22 protein-coding genes are annotated in these 22611 nt (G+C 70.2%); 19 read left to right on the top strand and 3 right to left on the bottom strand.

The features are described 5' to 3' along the window. Positions 1–3 precede the first annotated feature (3 nt). The 7 genes from KOI47_RS30940 (at position 4) to KOI47_RS30910 (ending at position 7682) form a co-directional block, all read left to right on the top strand. Positions 4–324 (top strand): hypothetical protein, encoded by a 321-nt coding sequence (locus KOI47_RS30940; RefSeq protein WP_216210431.1) that lies wholly within the window; start codon positions 4–6, stop codon positions 322–324. Next, positions 321–2261, top strand: a complete 1941-nt coding sequence (locus tag KOI47_RS30935; RefSeq protein WP_216210429.1) for a WXG100 family type VII secretion target — start codon at positions 321–323, stop codon at positions 2259–2261. The genes KOI47_RS30940 and KOI47_RS30935 overlap by 4 nt, the downstream gene beginning before the upstream one ends. 8 nt (positions 2262–2269) lie before the next feature. Further along, a complete protein-coding gene (locus tag KOI47_RS30930) occupies positions 2270–3970 on the top strand; it encodes a fatty acyl-AMP ligase (protein ID WP_216210427.1) in 1701 nt (566 codons plus the stop codon). Positions 3971–3977: 7 nt separating this feature from the next. Beyond that, entirely contained in the window at positions 3978–4259 is a 282-nt protein-coding gene (locus tag KOI47_RS30925; RefSeq protein ID WP_216210425.1) for an acyl carrier protein, read from the top strand. Positions 4260–4363: 104 nt separating this feature from the next. Beyond that, positions 4364–4684 carry a type VII secretion target gene (locus KOI47_RS30920; RefSeq protein ID WP_216210422.1) on the top strand — a complete coding sequence of 107 codons (321 nt, stop codon included), beginning with the start codon at positions 4364–4366 and terminating at the stop codon, positions 4682–4684. Then, positions 4684–7164 carry a WXG100 family type VII secretion target gene (locus KOI47_RS36210; RefSeq protein ID WP_216210420.1) on the top strand — a complete coding sequence of 827 codons (2481 nt, stop codon included), beginning with the start codon at positions 4684–4686 and terminating at the stop codon, positions 7162–7164. The genes KOI47_RS30920 and KOI47_RS36210 overlap by 1 nt, the downstream gene beginning before the upstream one ends. Positions 7165–7193: 29 nt before the next feature. Continuing rightward, positions 7194–7682, top strand: coding sequence for a hypothetical protein (locus tag KOI47_RS30910; RefSeq protein ID WP_216210418.1), 489 nt, complete (start codon positions 7194–7196; stop codon positions 7680–7682). A gap of 6 nt (positions 7683–7688) precedes the next feature. On the opposite strand, the gene KOI47_RS30905 is transcribed toward KOI47_RS30910, so the two are convergent. Beyond that, complete coding sequence (locus KOI47_RS30905; protein ID WP_216210416.1) at positions 7689–8531, bottom strand: dienelactone hydrolase family protein; 843 nt, start codon at positions 8529–8531, stop codon at positions 7689–7691. A gap of 202 nt (positions 8532–8733) precedes the next feature. Between KOI47_RS30905 and glmS the strand changes: the two genes are divergently transcribed. From glmS to tsaD, 11 genes are all read left to right on the top strand, one after another. Then, positions 8734–10596 (top strand): glutamine--fructose-6-phosphate transaminase (isomerizing), encoded by a 1863-nt coding sequence (glmS, locus tag KOI47_RS30900; protein ID WP_216210415.1) that lies wholly within the window; start codon positions 8734–8736, stop codon positions 10594–10596. Between the two features lie 20 nt (positions 10597–10616). Beyond that, on the top strand, positions 10617–12074 hold the full coding sequence (locus KOI47_RS30895; protein WP_216210413.1) for an NAD(P)H-hydrate dehydratase: 1458 nt from the start codon (positions 10617–10619) through the stop codon (positions 12072–12074). A 181-nt stretch (positions 12075–12255) separates the two neighbouring features. Further along, positions 12256–13290 carry an NAD(P)-dependent alcohol dehydrogenase gene (locus KOI47_RS30890; RefSeq protein ID WP_232376368.1) on the top strand — a complete coding sequence of 345 codons (1035 nt, stop codon included), beginning with the start codon at positions 12256–12258 and terminating at the stop codon, positions 13288–13290. Further along, the gene (locus tag KOI47_RS30885) at positions 13283–14092 is read left to right on the top strand and encodes a DeoR/GlpR family DNA-binding transcription regulator (protein ID WP_216210411.1); all 810 of its coding nucleotides are present in this window, start codon (positions 13283–13285) and stop codon (positions 14090–14092) included. The genes KOI47_RS30890 and KOI47_RS30885 overlap by 8 nt, the downstream gene beginning before the upstream one ends. Beyond that, complete coding sequence (gene xylB / locus KOI47_RS30880) at positions 14089–15510, top strand: xylulokinase (protein WP_216210409.1); 1422 nt, start codon at positions 14089–14091, stop codon at positions 15508–15510. The genes KOI47_RS30885 and xylB overlap by 4 nt, the downstream gene beginning before the upstream one ends. A gap of 70 nt (positions 15511–15580) precedes the next feature. Next, positions 15581–16711, top strand: coding sequence for an alanine racemase (gene alr, locus KOI47_RS30875; protein WP_216210408.1), 1131 nt, complete (start codon positions 15581–15583; stop codon positions 16709–16711). Continuing rightward, entirely contained in the window at positions 16708–17799 is a 1092-nt protein-coding gene (locus KOI47_RS30870; protein WP_216210406.1) for an alpha/beta fold hydrolase, read from the top strand. Before alr ends, KOI47_RS30870 begins: the two co-directional genes overlap by 4 nt. After that, positions 17787–18296, top strand: a complete 510-nt coding sequence (gene tsaE, locus KOI47_RS30865; protein WP_232376367.1) for a tRNA (adenosine(37)-N6)-threonylcarbamoyltransferase complex ATPase subunit type 1 TsaE — start codon at positions 17787–17789, stop codon at positions 18294–18296. The genes KOI47_RS30870 and tsaE overlap by 13 nt, the downstream gene beginning before the upstream one ends. A 234-nt stretch (positions 18297–18530) precedes the next feature. Beyond that, entirely contained in the window at positions 18531–19202 is a 672-nt protein-coding gene (gene tsaB / locus KOI47_RS30860; RefSeq protein ID WP_216210404.1) for a tRNA (adenosine(37)-N6)-threonylcarbamoyltransferase complex dimerization subunit type 1 TsaB, read from the top strand. After that, a complete protein-coding gene (gene rimI / locus KOI47_RS30855) occupies positions 19199–19675 on the top strand; it encodes a ribosomal protein S18-alanine N-acetyltransferase (RefSeq protein WP_216210402.1) in 477 nt (158 codons plus the stop codon). Before tsaB ends, rimI begins: the two co-directional genes overlap by 4 nt. Beyond that, positions 19675–20721, top strand: coding sequence for a tRNA (adenosine(37)-N6)-threonylcarbamoyltransferase complex transferase subunit TsaD (tsaD, locus tag KOI47_RS30850; RefSeq protein WP_216210400.1), 1047 nt, complete (start codon positions 19675–19677; stop codon positions 20719–20721). The genes rimI and tsaD overlap by 1 nt, the downstream gene beginning before the upstream one ends. A 58-nt stretch (positions 20722–20779) precedes the next feature. Here the strand turns inward: tsaD and KOI47_RS30845 are convergent, their stop codons facing one another. Next, complete coding sequence (locus tag KOI47_RS30845; RefSeq protein WP_216210398.1) at positions 20780–20959, bottom strand: peptidase; 180 nt, start codon at positions 20957–20959, stop codon at positions 20780–20782. 17 nt (positions 20960–20976) lie between these two features. Beyond that, positions 20977–21771, bottom strand: coding sequence for a choice-of-anchor P family protein (locus KOI47_RS30840; protein ID WP_216210396.1), 795 nt, complete (start codon positions 21769–21771; stop codon positions 20977–20979). Positions 21772–22036: 265 nt separating this feature from the next. Between KOI47_RS30840 and xrtP the strand changes: the two genes are divergently transcribed. Continuing rightward, a complete protein-coding gene (gene xrtP, locus KOI47_RS30835) occupies positions 22037–22591 on the top strand; it encodes an exosortase P (protein ID WP_332461432.1) in 555 nt (184 codons plus the stop codon). The last annotated feature ends 20 nt before the right edge of the window (positions 22592–22611 follow it).

Here is a 22611-nt window from a genome sequence, read left to right as displayed (position 1 = left end):
ATCATGGCCGGCGACATGCGCATCGAGCCGGACCAGGTGAAACAGGTCGCGAAAGACGTCTCCTCGATGGCGACCTCACTGACCGAGATGCGGGGCTACGCGGAGCGGTCCGAACTCGGTACACAGCACTTCGGCAATATCCGTGCCCTGTCCGAGGCCGCCGCGGCGTATCCGGCGAGGGCACTGGAGCTCGCCGAGTCGGTCGGCAGGGCCGCCGAGTTCCTGAACGACTTCGCCACCCGGCTGAACAAGTCCGCGACCATGACCGAGGAACGCGACCTCGAAAGCGCGTGGACGATCAAGTCCACAGAGGATGGCGTATGACGGCCGCGGAAGACCGCGTCGGAGACGCGATCATCGAGCCGCTCGAGCCACCGTCCGATGTGCACCTCGCGGACACCTCGGACGCGATGATCGACCAGCTCGCCGGTTTCCGGAACGCGATGACCGGGCCGCTCGGCGAGCTGTATCGGCGCTGGGCCGGGCATCCGTGCCGGGGTCAGGACTGGAACGCGATCCAGCTGCCGTACGGCGAGGGCGACCAGGAGCGGAACCTGCTGCGGCAGCTGCGGGGTTTCGGCTTCGGTCACCTTTGGGGCGCGGGCGGCAGGGCCGGCAATCTCGGCGCCGCCGCCGAGGCGGCGAAACGGGTGGACGCGCAGGTCAAGCAGGCACTCGGTGCCGCATGGAGCGGTACGGCGGCCGAGGTCGCCAGGGAGAAACTGGACCAGTTCGACCGTGCGCTCGAGGAGTACGCGGGCTACGTCACCGGCCTCGGCGAGGCGCTGCGGCGTCTGTGGTCCACCATCCGGCCACCCCTGGTGGACCTGGCCAAGGTGCCCGAGGGTGGCAGCGCGAAAGAGTTCCTCTCCCGGCACGACCCGGACGACTGCCCCGGGCAGAACATGTTCATCGACCGGCTCACCGACGCGATGAACTGGGGCAGGCACGGTGTCGGCTCATCGAGGGTGGCGGACAACCAAGGGGTAGGCACCGGGCCGATCGCCCCGCGGGATCTGCGCGGCACCCCGGGGCTGGTCGACCTGGACACCGGCTACGACTCCAAATGGGCCGACATGTTCTGCCGCGAGATGGACGCGTTCGCCCAGGGCTACGCGAACGCGATGGGCCAGTACCGCGGCGCGATCGAGGCCGCGTACCGCGCCGCGCAGGAAGGGCTGCGCGCGTTCGCGGACGTGCTGAACGTTCCGACCGATCCCTTCGGCTCGCTCCGGCTTGGCGCCGAAGGCGCGGCAGACCACGCCCCCACCGTGCAGCCCCCACCCGGCGGCACCGGCTCGGGCACACCATCCCCTGCCGGTCCCGCGCCCGGTGCGCATCGCGCCGAACCAGGCCCGGTACCGGAACCGGAACGGCCCCGACCCGAGCCCGTGCCGGACGGACCGGACGTGGACCAGGCCGAGCCGCGCGCTCCGGACCAGCCGGCCACCGTCACGATCAGGCACGGCGAGCGCGAGATCACGCTGACCGCTCCGGGGGCCGAAGGCACCCTGCGGCTGACCATTGACGACGGCTCTGGTCGGCCGAAAGAGTACGCACTCGACTTCGGCGAGGACCGCACCGGCCCCGCCGCGGCCGCCGACCAGCCGCCGCCGGGGCCGCCCGAGGCCGCCCCGCCCCAGCGGCTCGCAGTCCAGGAACAGCCGGTGCCGGAAGAAACGGTGCCGGAAGAGACGGACGCGGCGGACCCCGAGCCGGTACACCCGGCCGGGCCGGACGGGCGGATCACGATCACGGACGGGCCACTGACCCTCACCGTGGAACACCCGGACGGGCAGGCGGACGCCACCACCGTGACGGTGGACGACGGCACCGGCGAACCCACCACCTACACCCTGGAGGCGGACTCCGGGCAGCAGACCACCACGCCACAGGCGGTCACCGGCATGGGCGCGATCGCCGCCGGGCTGCCCACCGGCGAGGCACCGGCGGCAGCTGACGATTCGGCATTCTCCGGTGACGGCGTGGAAGCCGGTATCGCTCCACCACGCCAGGGCCAGCAGCCCGGCGGCGCCGGCCTCGGCACGGCACCCGGCGGCATGCCCGCCGCGGAGGCGGGCCCGGTCGGCGGCGGGATCGGTGCCGGGATAGGCGAGCCAGAACGCACCCGGGATACCGGCCGGGCCGAGGGCGATCTGTTCGAGGTCGGTGCCGACGGCAACCGCATCAGCGGCACGCTGGACGGTGGCGAGAACCCGGCCACGGACGCCCGGTCCGCGAGCCGCTGGAGCACTGACTGAGGACCTCGATGGAGCAGGTATCGGCCCGGTGGCGGTCGTTGACCGGTCACCTGCTGGCGCGGGGCGACTCGGCGCAACCGGCTTTCACCTTTGTCGATCGGGACCGGACGGCGCACACCCTGCGCTGGTCCGAGCTGGCGAGCAGGGTCGGGGCATTGTCCGCGCGGCTACGCCCGATGACCGGCCCAGGGGACCGGGTCGCCGTGCTCGCCAGGCAGGACCTCGGCTATGTCATCGGTTTCCTCGCCGCGTTGCACGCCGGGCTGGTGGCGGTGCCGCTGACCGCGCCGCAGTCGCAGGCGCAGCGCACGCGGCTGGTCGCCGCCCTGCGTGACTGCACACCGGCGGTGTGGCTGACCACCGAGGCCGACCTGCCGAGGCTGCGCGAGTTCGCCGAGGCGCAACCGGTGCCCGCACCCGCGTGCATCCTTCCCGTCGACGCCGCCACAGCCACCGGCGAAGTGGCCCCGGCCGTCCGCCTCGACCCGGCAAGCCCTGCCTACCTGCAGTACACCTCGGGCTCAACCAGGGAACCCGCCGCGGCCGTGATCAGCCACGGTGCGCTGCTCGCCAGCGTGGACCAGGTCGCCACCGCCTACCAGGCAGGCCCGGCCACCACCTGCGTGGGCTGGATCCCGTTCTCCCACGACATGGGGCTGATCCAGCTGCTGTGCCTGCCGCTGTACACCGGGGCGCGGTCGGTGTTCATGGAACCCCTGGATTTCGTGCGCGCCCCGCGCCGGTGGCTGGAGCTGCTGTCGGAGTATCCCGAGGTGTTCACCGCCGCGCCCAACTTCGCGTTCGACTACGCGGTGGACACCGTGCCGGAGGCCGCCCGAACCGGCCTCGACCTCTCCGGGGTACGGGTGGCCCTGAACGGCAGCGAACCGATCCGGCCCGCGACGATCGCCGCGTTCGCCGAGGCGTACCGGCCGTACGGGTTCCGCCCCGAGGCGCACCGGCCGTCCTACGGGCTGGCCGAGGCCACGGTCTACGTCTCCAGCGCGGGACCGGAAGGGCCCACGGTCACGGCCTTCGACCGGGCGCGGCTGGCCGACGGGCAGGCGCTGCCCGCGGTGAGTACCGGACAGGCCGGCGAGCTGGTCTCGGTGGGGCGGCCGGTCGGGCAGCTGGTCCGCATCGTGCACCCGGAGAACCACCGGCTCGAACCGGACGGAACGGTCGGCGAGATCTGGGTACACGGCCCCCACCTCGCCAGCGGCTACTGGCGGCAACCGGAACGCAGCGCGGAGACCTTCCGGGCCCGAATCGCCGATGCCCCGGCCGGCCTGCCCGACCACGGCTGGCTGCGCACCGGTGACCTCGGTCTCGTGTACGACGGCCAGCTGTACGTCACCGGCAGGCGCAAGGACCTGATCATCGTGGACGGCAGCAACCACTACCCGCAGGACATCGAGGGCACGGTGGCCGGCGCCGACCCGGCGATCCGCCGCGACCGGGTGGCCGCGTTCGGGATCACCGACGAAGCGGGCGAGGGCGTGATGGTGGTCGCCGAGTACGACCGCGACACCGGCGAGGTCGCGCTCGACCCGGACCGGATCGGGCGCTCGGTACGGCGCGCGGTGACCGAGCAGCACGACATCGTCCTGCGGGAGTTCCTGCTGGTAGCGCCGGGTGAGGTGCCCCGTACCTCCAGCGGCAAGGTGGCCAGGGCGGCGGCGCGGGCGCGTTTCTGGCCGGCGCGATAATGGCCGGATGGCAACGGACGAGGCGGCCGGTGGCGGGCCGCACCTGACCGAGCTCAAGCGGCTCGTGTGCGACTCCTTCCTGATCGATCCCGACCTGCTGGACGCCACCACCCCGCTCACCGACGTGGGAATCGACTCCAAGAAACGGGTGCAGCTGCTGGCCACCCTGGAGATCCACTACGAGGTCCGGATCGATCTCGAGGAACGCGAGCGGATGCAGGACCTCACCGGCGTCGCCGAGGTGCTCGCGGAGGCCCTTCGAGGCAAACCCACCTCGGAAAGCGGCTGATCAAGGTACATTCTGTGAGCAAACGCGACGGCACCGAACAGCGTTCGCCCGCGTCGTAGGTCCAGGTACGAGCAAGACGACCTCGATCAGGAGGAGGGTCCACGGTGGCCGGACCGGGGAAGGGTTACAAGAGCGACGCCGATGCGATGGAGGCGGCGTCCACGAAGATCACTGAGCTGGCCGAGGACCTGTCCGAGGACAACAAGGAACTGGGGCAGACGAAGGTGAGCGCGGAAGGCTTCGGGCAGGTACACGGGGAGCATGCCCAGCCTTACACCAAAGGGGTACAGACGCTGGATGCCGCGGTGAAGGGCCTCGGCACCACGCTCACCGGCTTCGCGAGCCAGATCAGCGGCGCGGGCCAGGCCTACACCGCCGGTGACGAGCAGCGGCGCGACGAGATCAGCCAGGCCGGGAGGCAGTAATGGCCAAGACCTGGGAGGAAGTCAAGGCCATCTGCGACGACCCCGGTGTCTCGCCCGAGGCCAAGCAGGCGCTGCTGTCCTCGTGGATGCTCACCGAGGAGGCCGGGGACGCGCCGGAGGAGGTGGGCAGGTACTACGACGCGTTCGGTGCCTACCCGATGCTCGCGCGCAACGACGTCGACGAGGTCTACAACGACGCCAAGCAGGAGGCCGATCAGGCCAGCTACAACGAGCGCGAGCAGGGCAAACTCGTCGATGACGGCAAGGCCGACCTGGAGCGGGCGCAGCCACCGACGCCCAGTGGAGGCGGCACCGAGACCTCCGACGAGCTGTTCGACGCGGCTGAGCCCGCGCTGCGGGTGTTCCGCAACTTCGGTCCGCTGCTGGGGATGCTGCCCGGTGACTGCGTCGGCCGCACCCGGCCGCTGGATTTCGGCAGCGACATCCAGAAGCGGTTCGACGAACAGCGCGGGATCAGTTTCGCCGAGTTCATGGCCGATGCGGAGCGGTTCGGCAAGGGGGCAGCGACGGTCGACACGACCATGCAGGACACCGCGGCCCAGTTGAACACGCTGTTCCAGAACTGGTCGGGGGACGCGGCCAATGCCGCCTACGACCACTACACCGAGAAGATCGACCCGAAGGCCAAGCAGCTCAGCACCTACCTGACCGACGCCGAGGAGGCGACCAAGGTCGCCGCCGAGGCGGTGTACCGGCTGTGCAAGGGCAAGGCCGACTCGGTCATGCAGCTCGACACCACGCTGGTCGGCCGGGCGGACCGGCCGATGGCCGAGAAGGTCATCAAGCTGGCCAACGGCGAGGCGGCCGGCAAGGAGGAGATGGCCGACGTCGCGGGCTGGATGGACGTCAACTTCGGCACCAACATGACCGAGAAGCTGAACGACGACGGCTGCTGCGATGACGACGAGATCATCGAGGAGGGCAAGAAGCTCGCCAAGCAGTGGATCCAGAACCAGTTCAACCCGGACATGTGGGATCGGCTGTACAAGGGTTTCGAGACGATCTGCGATGACACCAAGGAGCTGGTGAACAACGCCTACGACCAGCTCGATGGCGTCATGAGCGATATCGAGAACGAGTTCCAGGGCATGGGGGAACAGCAGCCGTTCCAGCCGCCACCGCCGGGTCCCGGTCCTGGCGACAGCGGGGGCGGCGGCAACGGCGGTGGTGGCGGTGGCATTGGTGGTGGCGGTGGCCCGGGCGGCGGGATCGGCGCCGGCGGTGGTGGCGGCACCACGCCTTCGGTCAGCGAGCCGCCGGAGACCGGGCAGACCGACCCGGGCACCAACCCGGTCACCGGTAAACCGCTGGAGGTCGATCCGGAGACCGGCAAGCCGTACCCGATCGACCCGGAGACCGGGGAGGCGATCAAGGACGCCGGGGACGACCAGGACAACGTCACCGTGGAGCAGGGCGACCACAAGATCTCCATGGAGGAGCCCGACGACAAGGGTCGGATGGGTATCTCGGTGGACGACGGCTCCGGTACGCCCAAGGAGTACAAGCTCGACTTCGGCACCGGCCCCGAGGGTGAGCCCGGTGCCGGCGCCGAACCCGGGGAGTTCGGTCCGGAGGGCAGTGGCACCGGTGACGGGACCGGCGGCGAGCAGGTCTACCGGCCGGGCCCGGACGGCAAGATCCACATCGAGGACGGCAACCTCAAGATCACCGCGGAGCAGCCGGAAGGGCCCGACGGGCCGACCATGATCACGATCGATGACGGCTCCGGCGAGCCGACGGTGTACACGCTGGGCGAGGAGTCCGAGGAGCCCGGGCCGGACGGGGAGCTCAAGCCCGACGAGATCAGGGGCGGCCCCGAGCCGTTGCGTGGTGAGGACATCCGGGCCAGGACGGACGGCCCGCCGCCGGGTGGCGAGGGCACGGGCGTGCCCGGCGGGGACGGCGCGAGCATGGGTGGCGGCACCCCGGTCGCCGCTGGTCCGGCCGAGGCGAATGTCGACGCGGACCTGGCCGGGGCCTCCGGTGGATCCGGTGGCTCGGCCGGGGTTCCCGCCGGTGGCGAGCCCAGCACCGGCGACGCCGCGGGGACCGAGCCGCAGGCCGTCGGCGGTGGTGTGGCCGCCGGGGCCGTGTCCGGCGGTGGCGGGGTCTCGGCACTGGGTGGTGGCCTGGACGAGTCGTCCGCGATGAATGCTGGCGCACAGAGCGGCGCGTCCGCGCAGCCCGCGGGGGCGGGTGCCGGGCTCGGGTCCGCGCCGGGCGGTCTCGGCGAGTCGCCGGCCGCCGCCTCGAGCGGGCAGTCCAGTGCCATGGGCGGCGCCGGCATGGGCATGATGGGTGGCGGTATGGGCGGCGCCGGCGGTCAGGGCGGCGACCAGGAGCGCGGTGGGAACCAGTACCGCATCGACGGTGGCATCTTCGAGACGAGCGGTGGGGGTGGCCGGATCAGTGGGTCGCTGGACGAGGACGGCGACCGTTCGATCCGGTTCGACCGGTGACCCGCGAAGCGCGGGCGTGAGGAGGGCCGATGGACGGCGCAGGACGAGTTGAGCGGATGCGGGCCGCGCTGGGTGAGCTTGTTCGGGAGCAGGCCGACCGCAGCGCGCTGCGGGAGCGGCAGGGCGAGGAGATCAAGGCCCGGTCGCACGAGTACATGACCAAGCAGGTGCAGGCGGCCGAGCGATACGTCGAGCACCGGCGGGAGCTCGGCAAGCGCAAGGAGGAGGCGGGCGGCTGGGCGACCGAGAAGACGCTGGCCGACAGGAACCACGTGATGGGTTTCGGTCCGGAGGAAGAGCCCGAGGAGCCCGCCGCGGATGGCTACGCCCGATTCGAGGCTCCGGCCGCCGCGCCCGCCGGCATGTGGCAGGAACCGAAGCCACCGGCGGAGCCTGCGCCGCCGCCCGCTCCGGCCGCACCGGAGGCACCTCAGCCCGCTCGCAGGCCCGGCCGGCACGCCCGCGACCAGGACGACTTCGACGACGAGGACTTCTCCAACAACCAGTGGATGAAGTGAGGGCGCTCAGGCACCGGCGGTGAGCTTGGTGCCAGCCTGCTCCTCCTGCTCGCTGTCCAGCGTGATCGGGGCCTGCTTCAGGTCTGCTTCCAGCAGCGGCCGGTAGTCGTCCGTGCTGGTGAGGTGGGTCAGGAAGAACGCGGTGAACAGGGCCCGGACCAGCCGCTGGGTGGGCCGGTGCGGTTTACCGTGCAGGAACAGCCTGCTCCAGTGTGCGCCCTCGGCGAGGGCGAGGTGGGAGGACTTCGGCAGCGTCCGCAGCTGCGCCGGCCCGCGCCAGGCTTTGGTGATCGCTTCCGCGTTGCCCGCGGCCGGGGCGACCAGGTCCTCCGCCGCGGCGAGGTGCAGGCCGGGCGCTTCGATGCGGCGGGCCGCCCCGGTTGCGGACGGGATCGTCTGCGCCGCTGCGAAGGTGGCCACGGCCTTGACTTGCGGTGCGCCCTCGGTCGCCGCGGCGAGTACCGCGGCCCCGCCGCCGACGGAATGCCCGGCCAGGCCGAGCCGCCGGGGGTCGACGCTGATGCCGGACGGTCCGAGCCGGACCCCGGTGGTCACTTCGAGGGTGGTGCGCAGATCCGCGGCGAGTTGCCGGTGCGAGGGCAGGGGACCGCGTTCGGTGGCGGGGGCGGCGGCGACCACCCCCCAGCTCGCCAGGTGGCGGAGCAGCCCGCGGTAGAGACCCGGCGGCTGCAGCCAACCGTGACCGAACGCGATGCCGGGCAGGTTCAGGCCGGCGCGTGGCGTGTACACCACCCCGGGGAGCCCGACCAGCGCAAGGTCGCCGCGTAGCACGTCGTGCGGCCCTGGGTGGGACAGCTCCTCGAGGATCCGCTTGGGCTTGCTGGCCATGCGCGTGACCTTACTGCCCACCGCCACCCCCGGCCCGCCCGGCGCGTTTAGCGGGCAAACCGTAGCCAGCAGGCCACCCGGGGAGTGCGTTTAGCGGGCAAACCGCACCCGCCGTGGCCCTGCGCGCTGCGTTTAGCGGGCGAACTGTCGCGTGGGCGTGCCCGGCACAGGGGCTACCGCTGGCGTCGTTAGGCTGACGGCCGTGTGCGGAATCGTGGGATACGTCGGCCACCGGCAGGCGCTGGACGTGATACTCGGCGGGCTGCGACGCATGGAGTACCGCGGCTACGACTCAGCCGGCGTGGCCGTGCTCGATGGCGCCGGCTCCCTGACCGTCGAGCGCAAGGCTGGTCGCCTGGCGAACCTCGAGACCCAACTCGACTCCCTCGGCCGGAGCGGTTTCACCGGCACCGCGGGCATGGGGCACACCCGATGGGCCACCCACGGTCCGCCGGTCGACCGCAACTCGCACCCGCACCGCGATGCCGCTGAGCAGGTCGCCGTCGTGCACAACGGCATCATCGAGAATTTCGCGACGCTGCGTGCAGAGCTGGAGCAGGCGGGCGTCGAGTTGAACAGCGACACCGACACCGAGACCGCCGCGCACCTGATCGCCTACGCCTACGCTGCCGGGCCCACCGCGGGTGATCTGCCTGCGAGCGTGCGTTCGGTGTGCCGCCGCCTGGAGGGCGCGTTCACGCTGGTCGTGACGCACGCCGAGCAGCCGGACCTGATCGTCGCGGCCCGGCGGTCGTCACCGCTGGTGGTCGGCGTGGGCACGGGCGAGACCTTCGTCGCCTCCGACGTCGCCGCGTTCATCGAGCACACCCGGGAAGCGGTCGAGCTGGGACAGGACCAGCTGGTCGTGATCACCCGTGCGGGTTACGAGGTCATCGATTTCGACGGTGAGCCCGCGCAGGGCAAGCCGTTCACCGTCGACTGGGATCTCTCGGCCGCGGAAAAAGGTGGCCACGACTATTTCATGCTCAAGGAGATCGAGGAACAGCCCGACGCGTTGGCCAACACGCTGCGCGGTCATTTCGACGGCGGCCGCGTCACCCTCGACGAGCAGCGCCTTTCCGACCAGGACCTGCGTGACGTCGACAAGGTCTTCGTCGTCGCCTGCGGCTCGGCCTACCACTCCGGGCTGGTGGCGAAGTACGCCATCGAGCACTGGACCAGGCTGCCGGTCGAGGTCGAGCTGGCCAGCGAGTTTCGTTACCGCGACCCGGTTCTCGACCGGGACACCCTGGTGGTCGCGGTCTCCCAGTCCGGCGAGACGGCCGACACCCTGGAAGCGGTGCGGCACGCGCGGGAGCAGAAAGCCCGGGTGCTCGCCGTCTGCAATACCAACGGCGCGCAGATCCCCCGCGAGTCCGACGCCGTGCTCTATACCCACGCCGGTCCCGAGATCGGGGTGGCTTCGACGAAGGCGTTCCTCGCGCAGATCGCCGCCAACTACCTGGTGGGGCTGGCGCTTGCGCAGGCCCGCGGTACGAAGTACCCGGATGAGGTCGCCAGAGAGTTCGCCGAGCTCGAGGCCATGCCGACCGCCGTGCAGAAGGTGCTGGCCACTGTGGACCAGGTCCGCTCACTTGGGCAGCGGATCTCCGATTCCAAGGCCGTGCTGTTCCTCGGCAGGCACGTCGGATACCCCGTCGCCCTGGAAGGCGCGCTCAAGCTGAAGGAACTCGCCTACATGCACGCCGAGGGCTTCGCGGCAGGCGAGTTGAAGCACGGTCCGATCGCGTTGATCGAGGACCAGCTCCCAGTCGTTGTGGTGATGCCGTCCCCCAAGGGACGCGCAGTACTGCACGCCAAACTCGTGTCCAACATCAGCGAGATCCAGGCCCGCGGCGCGCGCACGATCGTGATCGCCGAGGAGGGCGACGAGACCGTGCGACCGTTTGCCGACGAGCTCGTGGAGACACCGGCGGTCCCGACCCTGTTGCAGCCGCTGGTGTCCACGGTTCCGCTGCAGGTACTCGCGGCCGAGATCGCGCGCAGTCGCGGGTACGACGTGGATAAGCCACGTAACCTGGCGAAGTCCGTGACGGTCGAATGAGGTAGAGCCGGAGGAGCCGCGTGCAGGGCATCTGGACCACGGATCGAGTTCGCGCGGCCGAGGAGCGGCTGCTCGCTGTCACACCCGAGGGTGCGCTGATGCGCCGCGCCGCGTTCGGGGTGAGCGTCCGGGCGGTCGGCATGCTCAGCGAACACGCGGGCAGGGTCGCCGGTAGCCGGGTGGCCTTGTTGGTCGGTGCGGGCAACAACGGTGGCGATGCCTTGTGGGCTGGTGCGTTTCTCCGTCGCCGCGGCGTCGGCGTGACGGCCGTACTCTTGAAACCGGACCGTGCGCATCCGCAGGGACTGGCCGCGTTACGCAGGGCTGGTGGCCGCGCGGTGCCGGTCGAGGACGGTCCACGATGGCTCACTCGCGCCGATCTCGTGATCGATGGCATCGTGGGAATTTCCGCCAGCGGACCGTTGCGCCCGCAAGCGGCCGAACTGCTTGAGCAGGTCAGCGCCCCGGTGCTCGCGGTGGATCTGCCGAGCGGCGTCGATCCCGACACCGGCGAGGTCGCGGGTCCAGCCGTGCGCGCAGCGTGCACTGTCACTTTCGGGGCGCTTAAGCCGGTGCACGCGCTGAACCCCAGCCACTGCGGCTCGGTCGAACTCGTCGACATCGGCCTCGACGGTGAGCTCGCGAACCCCGATCTGTTCCGGCTGGACACCGTGGACCTGGCGGCCAACTGGCCGTTGCCGGGGCCTGAGGACGACAAGTACAGCCAGGGGGTCGCGGGCATCGCTGCGGGGTCGGCGACCTATCCCGGCGCGGCGGTACTGGCGACCGGCTCGGCCGTGCGTGCCACCGCCGGCATGGTGCGTTACGCCGGGCCCGCGGCCGATGCGGTGCGTGCCCACTGGCCGGAGACGGTCGCGACCGGGTCGATCACCGATGCCGGTCGGGCGCAGTCCTGGGCGGTCGGCCCCGGAATCGGCACCGGCAGGGAAGGTCGCGAGGTGCTGGAACACGCTCTGGACCAGGGCGTGCCGGTGTGCGCGGATGCCGACGCGATCACCATCATCGCCAGGACACCGGCGGTTCTCGATGCCCGTGATCCCGACACTCCGCTGGTCCTTACCCCACATGCGGGCGAGTTCGAACGGTTGACCGGCGCCAGGCCTGGCGCGGATCGGGTGGCGGCCGCGAGGGAAGCGGCGGCCCGCTTCAAAGCGGTGTTGCTGCTCAAGGGCCACTGCACGATCGTGGCTGCTCCCGATGGGCGGGTGCTGGTGAATGTTCCGCGTGGCTCCTGGCTGGCCACGGCCGGGTCGGGCGATGTGCTTTCCGGATTGGTGGGCGCCCTGCTGGCGGCGGGGATCGAAGCGTGGCTGGCCGCGGGTATGGCCACCTACGTGCACTCGCTAGCGGGCCTGCTGGCCGCGCGGGGCGTCCCGGCATCGGCCTCCGGCGTGCTGGCGGCCATCCCCGACGCACTCCGCCAGGTGCGTGCACTGGCTCCGCCTGGCCGCGGTTAGCCCGCGAAACGTACTCCCGGCCTCCCCTTGCCCACGCGGTGCGGTTTGCCCGCTAAACGCACCCGCGTACCGCCGTCGGAGTGCGGTTCGCCTGCTAAACGCACTCCGGCTGGCCAGCGGGTGGCAAGAGTTATCGGTTTATGTGTTAACAGGCGGGCAGTGTTCTGGTAAGAATGCGGCAATGGGTGAGGTTCCCGACACCATGCGCGCCGCCGTGCTCCGCGGGGTCCACGACGTGGCGTTGCAGGAGCGGCAGGTTCCCGAACCAGGCCAGGGCGAGGTGCTGGTCCAGGTCCTCGCCGTGGGCACCTGCGGCTCCGATGTGCACTACTACGAACACGGGCGGATCGGGGACTTCGTCGTGCGTCAGCCCTTGGTGCTCGGTCACGAGCCGAGTGGCGTGGTGGTGGCACGCGGACCAGGTGCCACCGGGCACGACCTCGGGCAGCGGGTCGCACTCGAACCGGGTGTGCCCTGTGCCCACTGCCTCCAGTGCCGGCTCGGTCGCTACAACCTGTGCCCGGACATGCGGTTCTTCGGTACTCCGCCGGTCGACGGGGCCTTCTGCGAGTACGTCACCCTGCCAGTCGAGTTCGCGCACGCCATCCCAGACCAGTTGAGCGACGAGGCCGCCGGGTTGCTCGAGCCGCTTTCGGTCGGGGTGTGGGCCTGCCGAAAGGCCAGGGTGCAGCCGGGATCCCGAGTGTTGATCACGGGCGCCGGCCCGATCGGCCTGGTAGCCGTGCAGGTAGCCAGGACGTTCGGTGCGACCGAGGTCGTGGTGACGGACGTCAACCCCCGGCGCCTGCGGGTCGCCGCCGAACTCGGCGCGACCGGCACGATTGACGTGTCCGTGTCCAGTCTTGCCGACTCCGGGTACGAGCCGGACGTCCTACTGGAGTGTTCAGGCGTACCGGCGGCCACATCCGAGGCGGTACGCCGGATCGCCAGGGCCGGCCGGGTCGTGCTGGTCGGCATGGGTGGCGACGAGCTCGCCCTGCCATTGGGGCACATCCAGGGATACGAAATCGAGGTCACCGGCACCTTCCGTTACGCCAACACCTGGCCGGCGGCGATCGCGCTGGCTTCCGGCGGCGACGTCGACCTCGACCGCCTGGTGACGCACCGTTTCGGTCTGGCCGAGGTCGAACAGGCACTCACTATCGGTAACCGGGACGGTTCGGTGATCAAGGCCGTGGTGCGCCCTGATGCCTAAGGCCCGGTCCTCCGACGCCGTGGTCGAGCGACGGCGGCAGGATGTACTGCGCACGGTGATCGAGTGCGGCGAGATGCGCATCGACGACCTCACCGAACGGTTCGGGGTCAGCCTGATGACTATGCACCGCGACCTGGACGACCTCGCGCAGCGGCGGCTCCTGCGCAAGCTCCGGGGCAAGGTCGCGGCCTTCCCCGCACTCACCATGGAGACCGCCAAACGCTTCCGGGAAGGGCTGCATACCGAACACAAGGAGGCGCTGTGCCGGGCGGCGGACGAGGAGGTGGCCGCCGGGCAGACGGTGTTCCTGGACGACTCGACCACGCTCTTCCCTCTTGCCCGCAGGCTCACCGCGCTGGAAAGCCTGGTCGTGATCACCAACTCCATCGAGGTCGCCAGGCTGGTCGGGGGCGCGGCCGGAGCGGAGGTCGTGCTGCTCGGCGGCCGGTACACCGAGTTCGACTCGTGTGCCGGTCCGGACACGGTGGCGGCGCTCGGCCGCACGCGGGCCGATGTGGGGTTCGTATCCGCGACCGCGGTGGCCGGGGGACGGCTGTACCACCCCGTACGCGAGTTCGCCGAACTGAAGACGGCCGCCCTGCGCGCGGCCAACCGGAACGTCCTGCTGGTCGACCACTCGAAGTTCGGCAGGACCGCCACCTATGCCTACGGAGACGTGGGCGGATACGACCTGGTCATCACCGACGGTGACACCCAGGACGAGGAGATAACGGCGATGCACGCATGCGGTGCCGCGGTGCGGCGCGTCCAGGTCCCGAAGATGAAGGAGCAGCGGCCATGACGGCTCAGTCACCGACCCTGGTCGCCGGGGTCGACTCGTCCACCCAGTCCACGAAGGTGGTGGTGTGCGATGCGCGCACCGGGGCGATCCTGCGCACCGGGCGGGCCGAGCACCCGGACACGACCGAGGTCGACCCCGCCGTGTGGTGGGATGCGCTCACCTCGGCCACCGACGGTCTGCTCGACGACGTGCGCGCCATCGGCGTGGCGGGGCAGCAGCACGGCATGGTCACTGTGGACGACAGCGGTGAGGTCGTCCGGCCTGCGCTGCTGTGGAACGACAACCGTTCCGGGCAGGCCGCCGCCGACCTGGTTACCGAACTCGGTGGCCCGGAGGTGTGGGCCGAGGCCGTCGGCCTCGTTCCGGTGGCCAGTTTCACCGTCAGCAAGCTTCGCTGGCTGGCCGAGCACGAACCGCGGTCGGCCGATCGGGTCGCACGGGTACTGCTGCCGCATGACTGGCTGACCTGGCGACTTCAAGGGACAAAGAGTGCCGAACCAGTGACCGACCGTGGCGACGCGTCCGGCACCGGCTACTTTTCGCCCGCTAAACGCGAGTACCGGCAGGATCTGGTCGCACATGCGTTCGGTGGTCGCGTTCCGGAACTGCCGAGGGTGCTCGGACCGGCCGAACCCGCCGGGTACACCAGCGATGGCAGGTTGATCTCGGCAGGTACCGGGGACAACATGGCCGCCGCGCTGGCACTCGAGGCCGGTGCGGGCGACGCGGTGGTGTCGCTGGGGACCAGCGGCACCGTTTTCGGCGTCAGCGAGTCGCCGGTCGCCGATCCGACCGGCACGGTGGCCGGGTTCGCCGATGCGACCGGCCGGTTCCTGCCGCTGGCCTGCACGCTCAACGCCGCACGGGTGCTCACCGCGACCGCGGCCATGCTCGGTGTGGACCTCGCGGAACTCGATCGGCTCGCGCTTGCCTCGCAGCCCGGCGCCGAGGGGCTGACCCTGCTGCCCTACCTGGACGGTGAGCGCACCCCGAACCTCCCGGACGCGAGCGGTTCGCTCTTCGGGCTGCGGCGCACGAACATGACGCCGGAGAACCTGGCCCGGGCGGCTGTGGAAGGGATGCTGTGCGGCCTCGCCGCCGGGCTCGACGCGGTCCGGGCGCACGGAATCGACGTGCGCCAGGTGCTGCTCACCGGTGGCGCCGCCCAGTCCAGCGCCGTGCGTGCCGCGGCCCCCATCATTTTCGGCGTTCCGGTATCGGTGCCCGAACCCGCCGAGCACGTGGCCATCGGGGCCGCGCGGCAGGCCGCGTGGGCGCTGGCCGGTTCGGCGGATCCACCGCGGTGGCAGGGCAACAGCGCGTTGCGTTTGGACGATCCCGGTGCGCACGGCGTGACCATCGGCGAACATATCCGGGCTCAGCATGCGGAAGCGCGCGAGGTAGCGCACGGCGACTGACCCGAGTGCCCTCCACCACAACCGGCCGTGCTGACGGCGTGCCGGAGCATTGTGGGAAAATCGCGCTGCTATGAGTCCTGACCAGCCGCGCCGCGCCGAGGCCGTGATCGACCTGCGGGCGATCCGGCACAATGTCGCGCTGCTCGCCGGCCGGGCGGCCGATTCCGGCGCGGCCACCATGGCGGTGGTGAAGGCGGACGGCTACGGGCACGGCGCGGTACCGGCCGCGCGGGCCGCCCTGGACGGCGGTGCGACCTGGCTGGGTACCTGTTCCCTGGCGGAGGCGCTGGATCTGCGTGCCGCCGGGATTACCGCGCCGATGCTGAGCTGGCTGGACACCCCCGATGTCGACTTCGCGCCGGGAATCGAGCAAGGGGTGGACATTTCAGTCAGTTCGCTACCTGAGCTCGGCCGGGTGGCGACCGCGGCAAGCCGGGTGGGCCGCCCCGCGCGGGTGCATCTGAAACTTGACACCGGTCTGGCCCGCAACGGATGTCACCCATCCGAATGGCCTGCGCTGGTCAAGGCCGCGGCCGCGGATCCGTATCTGGACGTGGCTGCGATCTGGTCGCATCTCGCCTGTGCCGACGAACCGGGTCACCCCTCGATCGACGCGCAGGCTGGTCGCTTCCATGCGGGTTACGCGATCGCCAGGGACCTCGGGTTGAATCCTCTGCGACACCTAGCGAACTCGGCGGCCACGCTGACCCGGCCCGATCTCCATTTCGACCTCGTCCGTCCCGGGATCGCCGTCTACGGCCTCAATCCCGTTCCCCAGCAGGAAGATCTGCGGCCCGCTATGACGTTCCGGTCCACTGTGGTGCTCGTGAAGCGGATCGAGGCTGGCGAATCGGTCTCTTATGGACATACCTGGACGGCGTCGCGGGCCACGACGCTGGCGCTCGTGCCCGCAGGGTACGCAGACGGCGTTCCGCGCACCCTTTCCAACCGGATGAGCGTATGGTTGGACGGCCAACGTCGCCCGATGGTCGGCAGGGTATGCATGGACCAGATCGTGGTCGACTGTGGTGACCACGAGCCGCAGCTCGGCGCCGAGGTGGTGCTTTTCGGCACGGGAACGCAGGGCGAACCGACCGCGCGCGAATGGGCGGACACCATAGGCACGATCGACTACGAGATCGTCACCGGGATGTACCGTCCGCGGGTGGTGCGCACTTACCTCGGCGAGGTGGCCCGGTGACACCGTCACGCCGGATCCTTGGCGTCGTGGGCGGAGTCGGTGCGGTGGTCACCGGCGCCGTGGCTGCGGCGTTGACGGTCACCACGCGCAGGAGCAGGGATCCGTTCATGACCGAGCCGCTCGGCAAACTGGAACCGGACCGTGCCTCGACGGTTGCGGCGGACGACGGCACACCGTTGTCCGTGGAGGAAATCGATCCGCCGGATGGCGAGGAGCCCGTGCTGACCGTGCTCGGTGTGCACGGATTCGCGCTTTCCCGGCGCAGTTGGCACTTCCAGCGTCGGGACCTGGCGACTTTGCGGCTGCCCGCTGTCCGGCAGGTGTACTACGACCATCGCGGGCACGGACAATCCGGACCGGCGGCTCAGGAAACCAGCACGATTGAACAGCTGGCGAATGATCTGGACGCGGTGGTGCGCGCGCTCATTCCGAGCGGCCCTATTGTCCTTATTGGACATTCAATGGGTGGTATGGTGATCATGGAGCTAGCCGAGAAGGCGCCGGAACTGTTCGCCGAGCGGGTGAGCGGGGTCGCGCTGATCGCGACCGCGGCCGGCGAGGTGGGCGCGAAGGGGCTGCCCCGGCCGCTGCTGTCCAAGTACAACCCGCTCACCAAGGGCGTTGGCGAGCTGGCCGGCTGGCAGCCGGGATTGGTCGAGTTCGTCCGCGCCGCCGGTGGCCAGCTCACCCGGCAGGCGATTCGGCGGCTCGCGTTCGGTGGGCGCGACGTGAGCCCGCGGCTGGTGGACTTCATGCTGGAGATGCTCGCTGTGACCCCGGTACGAGGGCTGGTGAACTTCGTGGACACGCTGGGAAGCCATAATCGGTATGCCGCGCTGGCCGGGCTGAAGGAGACACATGTGCTGGTGATCGGGGCGGACGACGACCGGCTCACCCCCTTTTCGCACGCCGAACGGATGGCGGCCGAGTTGCCGGACGCCGAGTTGGTTCGGGTGCGCGGTGCGGGGCATATGGTGCAGCTGGAGCAGCCGGAACTGGTGAACAGCCACCTCATCGACCTGCTGCAGCGCTCGGCCAAGGTGGATGGTTCCGCTCCCAGGCGCCGGTTTCGGTGGTGGCGCCGGTGAGCATCGAACTCGCCACTCCCGAGGACACCATGGACTTCGGGCGGCGGCTTGGTGGTTGGCTGCGGCCAGGCGACCTGGTGCTGCTGGCTGGGCCGCTCGGTGCCGGGAAGACCACCTTGACCAGGGGAATCGCCGAAGGGCTCGGGGTGTCCGGGCGGGTGAGCTCGCCTACGTTCGTGCTCGCGAGGACGCACCCAGCCGGGTCCTCCGGGGTCGCGCTACTGCACGTGGATGCTTACCGGCTGGGTGGCGATCTCGCCCAGCTTGACGACCTCGACCTGGACACCGACCTGGAAGGCGCGGCCGTGGTGGCCGAGTGGGGCGAGGGTGTGGCCGAGCGGCTGTCCGAGGACCACCTGGTCGTGCGGCTCGAGCGCCGGGAGGACGACGCCCGGCTGCTGTGGCTGGAGCCCCACGGCACGTGGTACGACCGCCTGCCGCCGGACCTCCGTGAACCTGCCTCTGGACCGGCGCGACAAACCGACTCGCGCCGTTAAGACCTCTTACTCTCCGTTACCGGCACCTTCCTGGAAAAAGTGACCAAAATCACTTCATCGTATTCGTCGTGTCCAGGCCGGCCGGACCTACCCCGCCAACAACTCGAGCACCCTTGCCCGCCTCCGAGTGCGGTTTGCCCGCTAAACGCACCCCGGGTGGTGCGGTTTGCGTGCTAAACGCACTCCGGGCAGGTTGCGTGTCTGCCGTTCACGGGGCGGTCGTACGCTCGGAGGGTGCTCGTACTCGCCATCGACACGGCGACCCCGGCCATCACCGCCGGCGTCGTCGAGCTGGAACGCACGCGACTCACCGTGCTCGGCGAGCGGGTGACGTTGAACCCGCGCGCGCACGGCGAACTGCTCACCCCGCAGGTGCTGCAGGCGGCAGGGCAGGCCGGTATCCGGTTGCCCGAGCTCGACGCGGTGGTCTGCGGCAACGGCCCGGGGCCGTACACCGGCCTCCGCGCGGGCCTGGCCACGGCCGCCGCGCTCGCGCACGGTCTCGGCATCCCGGCATACCCGGTGTGCACGCTGGATGCCATCGCCGCCGAGGTCACGACCACGGGAGCGTTCCTCGTCGTGACCGACGCACGCAGGCGCGAGGTGTACTGGGCCGGCTACGACGAAACGGGTCGCCGCACCGAAGGGCCGCGGGTGCAGCGGCCCGCCGAGATGGCCTCGCCGATCCGATCGGCCGCGGGGCACGGCGCCCAGCTCTACGCCGACGCGGCCGAACCCGGCGCGGTCCAGATCCTGCCGCCCGCGCAGCCGAGCCCGCGCGGCCTGGTCACGGCCACCCGAGAGGAACTGCTGACGAGCGCGCCGCCCGCCCCGCTGACCCCGTTGTACCTGCGCAGGCCGGACGCCGCCGAACCGGGAGCGCGGAAGCGGGTGAGCACGCCGTGAAGTTGGAACCGTTGCGCAGCAAGCATATTCGCCGGTGCGTCGAGATCGAGCACGTTCTCTTCGCCGACGACAGCCCGTGGAGTGCGCGTGCCTTCCGCTCGGAGCTCGACGCAGGTGGCCACTATCTCGTCGCCATCACCCCCGAGGGTGAAGTGGCGGGCTACGCCGGCCTCGCCGTCGCAGGCAGACCCGGCGAATGGGAGTCCAATGTGAACACAATCGGCGTGGACCCCGCCTTCCAGCACCAGGGTGTCGGAACCGCACTCCTGCGCGCACTACTGGCCAAGGCCGACGAACTACGCGCCCCGGTGTTCCTCGAAGTGCGCACCGACAACGCCGCCGCGATCTCGCTGTACGAGCGGCACGGCTTCAGCCGGATCGGGATGCGCAGGCGTTACTACCAGCCCTCGGGGGCCGACGCCTACACGATGGCTCGACCCGCGCGAGACGGCTCCGAGGAGGCGACGGGCTGATGCCACGGCTCATTCTGGGAATCGAGAGCTCCTGTGACGAGACCGGCGTCGGGCTGGTCCGGCTGCACGAGGATGGTTCGGTCGAGCTGCTCGCCGACGAGGTGGCTTCCAGCGTCGAGCAGCACGCCCGGTTCGGCGGCGTGGTCCCGGAGGTGGCCAGCAGGGCGCACCTCGAGGCGATGACCCCGACCCTGAACCGGGCCTTCGAAACGGCGGAACTCAATCTGTCCGATGTGGACGCCATCGCGGTCACCGCGGGGCCAGGCCTCGCCGGTGCGCTGCTGGTCGGGGTGGCCGCGGCCAAGGCCTACGCCGTAGCGCTGGACGTCCCCTTGTACGGGGTCAACCATCTCGCCGGCCATATCGCGGTGGACACCTTGCAACACGGGCCGCTTCCTTCACCCTGTCTGGCACTGCTGGTTTCCGGCGGGCACACCCAGCTGTTGCGGGTGGACCGGATCGCGGACACCATAACCGAAATAGGATCCACAGTAGACGACGCCGCCGGTGAGGCCTACGACAAGGTGGCGCGGGTACTCGAACTGCCCTACCCCGGCGGGCCGCCGATCGACAAAGCCGCCCGCAACGGCGATCCCGAGGCGATCGCCTTCCCGCGCGGGATGACCGGACCCAGGGACGCGCCGTTCGACTTCTCCTTCTCCGGGCTCAAGACAGCCGTCGCGCGCTGGGTCGAGACGGCGCAACGACGTGGGGAGACCATCCCGGTGGAAGACGTGGCCGCCTCGTTCCAGGAGGCCGTCGCGGATGTGCTCACCGCCAAGGCCGTTCGCGCGGCACGGGATTCGGGCATCGGCACGCTGGTGGTCTCCGGCGGGGTCGCCGCGAACTCCCGGCTGGCAGCCTTGGCGACAGAGCGCTGCACCGAAGCCGGGATCGAGCTTCGCGTCCCGCGGCCACGACTGTGCACCGACAACGGTGCCATGATCGCCGCACTCGGCGCGCACCTGCTCGCCGCGGACATCACACCGTCCGAACTGGACTTCTCGGCGCAGCCGGCACTACCGGTCGGCACCGTGTCGGTCTGAGCAGGCCGCCGTGGTGGCAGGTATCCACCCGCCACCACGGCGACCCGCCCGGTCTAGCTCACGACACCTCCCGATGCAGCTTCCGGTTCCGCTGGTGCACGGCGACCATCGCGATCACGCCCAGCGCGATCAGCGTGATACCCACCGCCAGCCACCAGCCGAGGTCGGCACCGGTGGTGGCCAGCGTCCCGACGCTGCCACCCGCCGTGCCGACACCTGCTCCCGGCGGTTTGTACATGACCTACCACCTACCCGTCAGGCCGGCACATCCGCGTTTCCGGTACCGCGTTTGCGGACGAAGTGGATGGTCACCGGGATGGCCGCGGCGCCGAGCAGGCCGAGCCCGATCCACAACCCCGCACCGGAGGCCAGCGGGATCGGCAGTCCGGCCGGGCCACAGGTCGCGGAGGAGATCACCAGGTCACCGGTGCCCAGCGGATCGGCGAGCAACTCCAGATGGAAGGCGTTCACGGTCAGACTGCCGTCGTCGTTCTGGATCTGCTCGTTCAGCGTGATCCGGCCGACCAGGGTGTTCAGCAACGGCACCCGGATCTCGACCACCGTGTTCGCCGCGGGCTCGGCCGCGACATCCGCCAGCCCGCCGAGGTTCAACCCGGCCAGCAGGCTGCTGCCGGAGGCGCCCTCCTCGGTCGCCATGCACTCGGCGGTGATCGCTTCGGCTCCGGCCGGGTCGACGAACGGCAAGGCGCTCAGCACCGGCAGGTCCACACCGGCGGTGGTCGCCCGCGAGCTGACCGCTCCGGTGTTCTCGTCGAAGGTCGCCTCGGTTTCGATGACGCCCGTGCTCAGGATGCCCGGGGCGTTCACCCCGGCGAAGGTGTTGGTGAAGGTCCCGTACTGGCCCGCGGTGCTGACCTCGGCGAACGGGCCGATGTTCACCGCGTCCGCGCCGACCAGCGTCACGTTGACCCGCGCGCCGTATGCCGAGGCGTCGCCCGGTTCCGCGGCCGCTGGTGCGGCGCCGGCGAGGACCGTGGCCGCGGTCGCGACGACCAGCAGTCCGGTCCGACGCCAGGTATGCGTCTCCATCTTCGTTACTCCTACCTTTCTCGGCGGTCAATGCCGGAGCAAGCCGCTGCCCAGGCCGGTGCGCGCCGATATCGATACGACTCGCAGTCGGGACATCGAAAGGCTTGGGAAAAATAAAACAGATTCCGGCCGATGATCACTCTTTGGTGTGCATTTCGGCGCGAAACCCTTCCGGCTGTGTTTCGCTGGTTCGCAAGGGTGCGCGGAAACGCCGCGGACCACACCGCACCACGTCCACTTCGGACCCTGCGCACGAGGGAGGATTGTGGCCGTAGCCAGCACGCCCAGCCCGAATACCTGGCGGGTTCCGGCCAGGATGGCCATTGCGGCCGTGCTCGCCATACTGCTCGGTCTGGTGCTTGTCGAACGCGCCTATCGCGCACTGGAGATAACACTCTCCGGTGTCCTCATCAGCATTGTTAGCTCTAACGGGGTACATGTCGCGGGCGCGCGAGAAACTGTCTATTTCAATTTGGGTGGTGACGACCCGATCGGGTTACGCATGACACCGGAATGCTCCTCGGTGTTCATGCTGATGCCGCTGCTGCTGGTGACCTCGGTGCTGTTGTGGCTGCGCCCCCGGCGGGCCAAGCGGCTGATCGTTTCGCTGCTCATCGCCGGTGCCGCGGTGATCGCCGTCAACCAGATCCGGGTGCTCGCCATCGTCGGACTGGTCGACTGGCTCGGCGTCACCGAGGGCTACTACTGGGGGCACACCCTGATGGGCTCGCTGGTCAGCGTGCTGGGCGGCGCGCTGGCACTGGTGTTGTTCGTCTGGCTGGCCACCCGCAAGGGCAAGGCGGACGGGGAACGGCCGTGACCGGGGAGTCCTACAAGGTC

The sequence above is a fragment of the Amycolatopsis aidingensis genome, from assembly GCF_018885265.1.
In the GTDB taxonomy this organism is placed as follows: Bacteria; Actinomycetota; Actinomycetes; order Mycobacteriales; family Pseudonocardiaceae; genus Amycolatopsis; species Amycolatopsis aidingensis.
Note: the sequence above shows the minus strand (reverse complement) of the source record. Positions and strands in the feature narration are given on the sequence as shown.

Bases quoted from the DNA above. Each gene is read 5' to 3' on its own strand.
- KOI47_RS30940 (WP_216210431.1), top strand. From the start codon at position 4: ATGGCCGGCGACATGCGCATCGAGCCGGACCAGGTGAAACAGGTCGCG.
- KOI47_RS30935 (WP_216210429.1), top strand. From the start codon at position 321: ATGACGGCCGCGGAAGACCGCGTCGGAGACGCGATCATCGAGCCGCTC.
- KOI47_RS30930 (WP_216210427.1), top strand. From the start codon at position 2,270: ATGGAGCAGGTATCGGCCCGGTGGCGGTCGTTGACCGGTCACCTGCTG.
- KOI47_RS30925 (WP_216210425.1), top strand. From the start codon at position 3,978: ATGGCAACGGACGAGGCGGCCGGTGGCGGGCCGCACCTGACCGAGCTC.
- KOI47_RS36210 (WP_216210420.1), top strand. From the start codon at position 4,684: ATGGCCAAGACCTGGGAGGAAGTCAAGGCCATCTGCGACGACCCCGGT.
- KOI47_RS30910 (WP_216210418.1), top strand. From the start codon at position 7,194: ATGGACGGCGCAGGACGAGTTGAGCGGATGCGGGCCGCGCTGGGTGAG.
- KOI47_RS30905 (WP_216210416.1), bottom strand. From the start codon at position 8,531: ATGGCCAGCAAGCCCAAGCGGATCCTCGAGGAGCTGTCCCACCCAGGG.
- KOI47_RS30890 (WP_232376368.1), top strand. From the start codon at position 12,256: ATGGGTGAGGTTCCCGACACCATGCGCGCCGCCGTGCTCCGCGGGGTC.
- KOI47_RS30885 (WP_216210411.1), top strand. From the start codon at position 13,283: ATGCCTAAGGCCCGGTCCTCCGACGCCGTGGTCGAGCGACGGCGGCAG.
- xylB (WP_216210409.1), top strand. From the start codon at position 14,089: ATGACGGCTCAGTCACCGACCCTGGTCGCCGGGGTCGACTCGTCCACC.
- alr (WP_216210408.1), top strand. From the start codon at position 15,581: ATGAGTCCTGACCAGCCGCGCCGCGCCGAGGCCGTGATCGACCTGCGG.
- tsaD (WP_216210400.1), top strand. From the start codon at position 19,675: ATGCCACGGCTCATTCTGGGAATCGAGAGCTCCTGTGACGAGACCGGC.
- KOI47_RS30845 (WP_216210398.1), bottom strand. From the start codon at position 20,959: ATGTACAAACCGCCGGGAGCAGGTGTCGGCACGGCGGGTGGCAGCGTC.
- KOI47_RS30840 (WP_216210396.1), bottom strand. From the start codon at position 21,771: ATGGAGACGCATACCTGGCGTCGGACCGGACTGCTGGTCGTCGCGACC.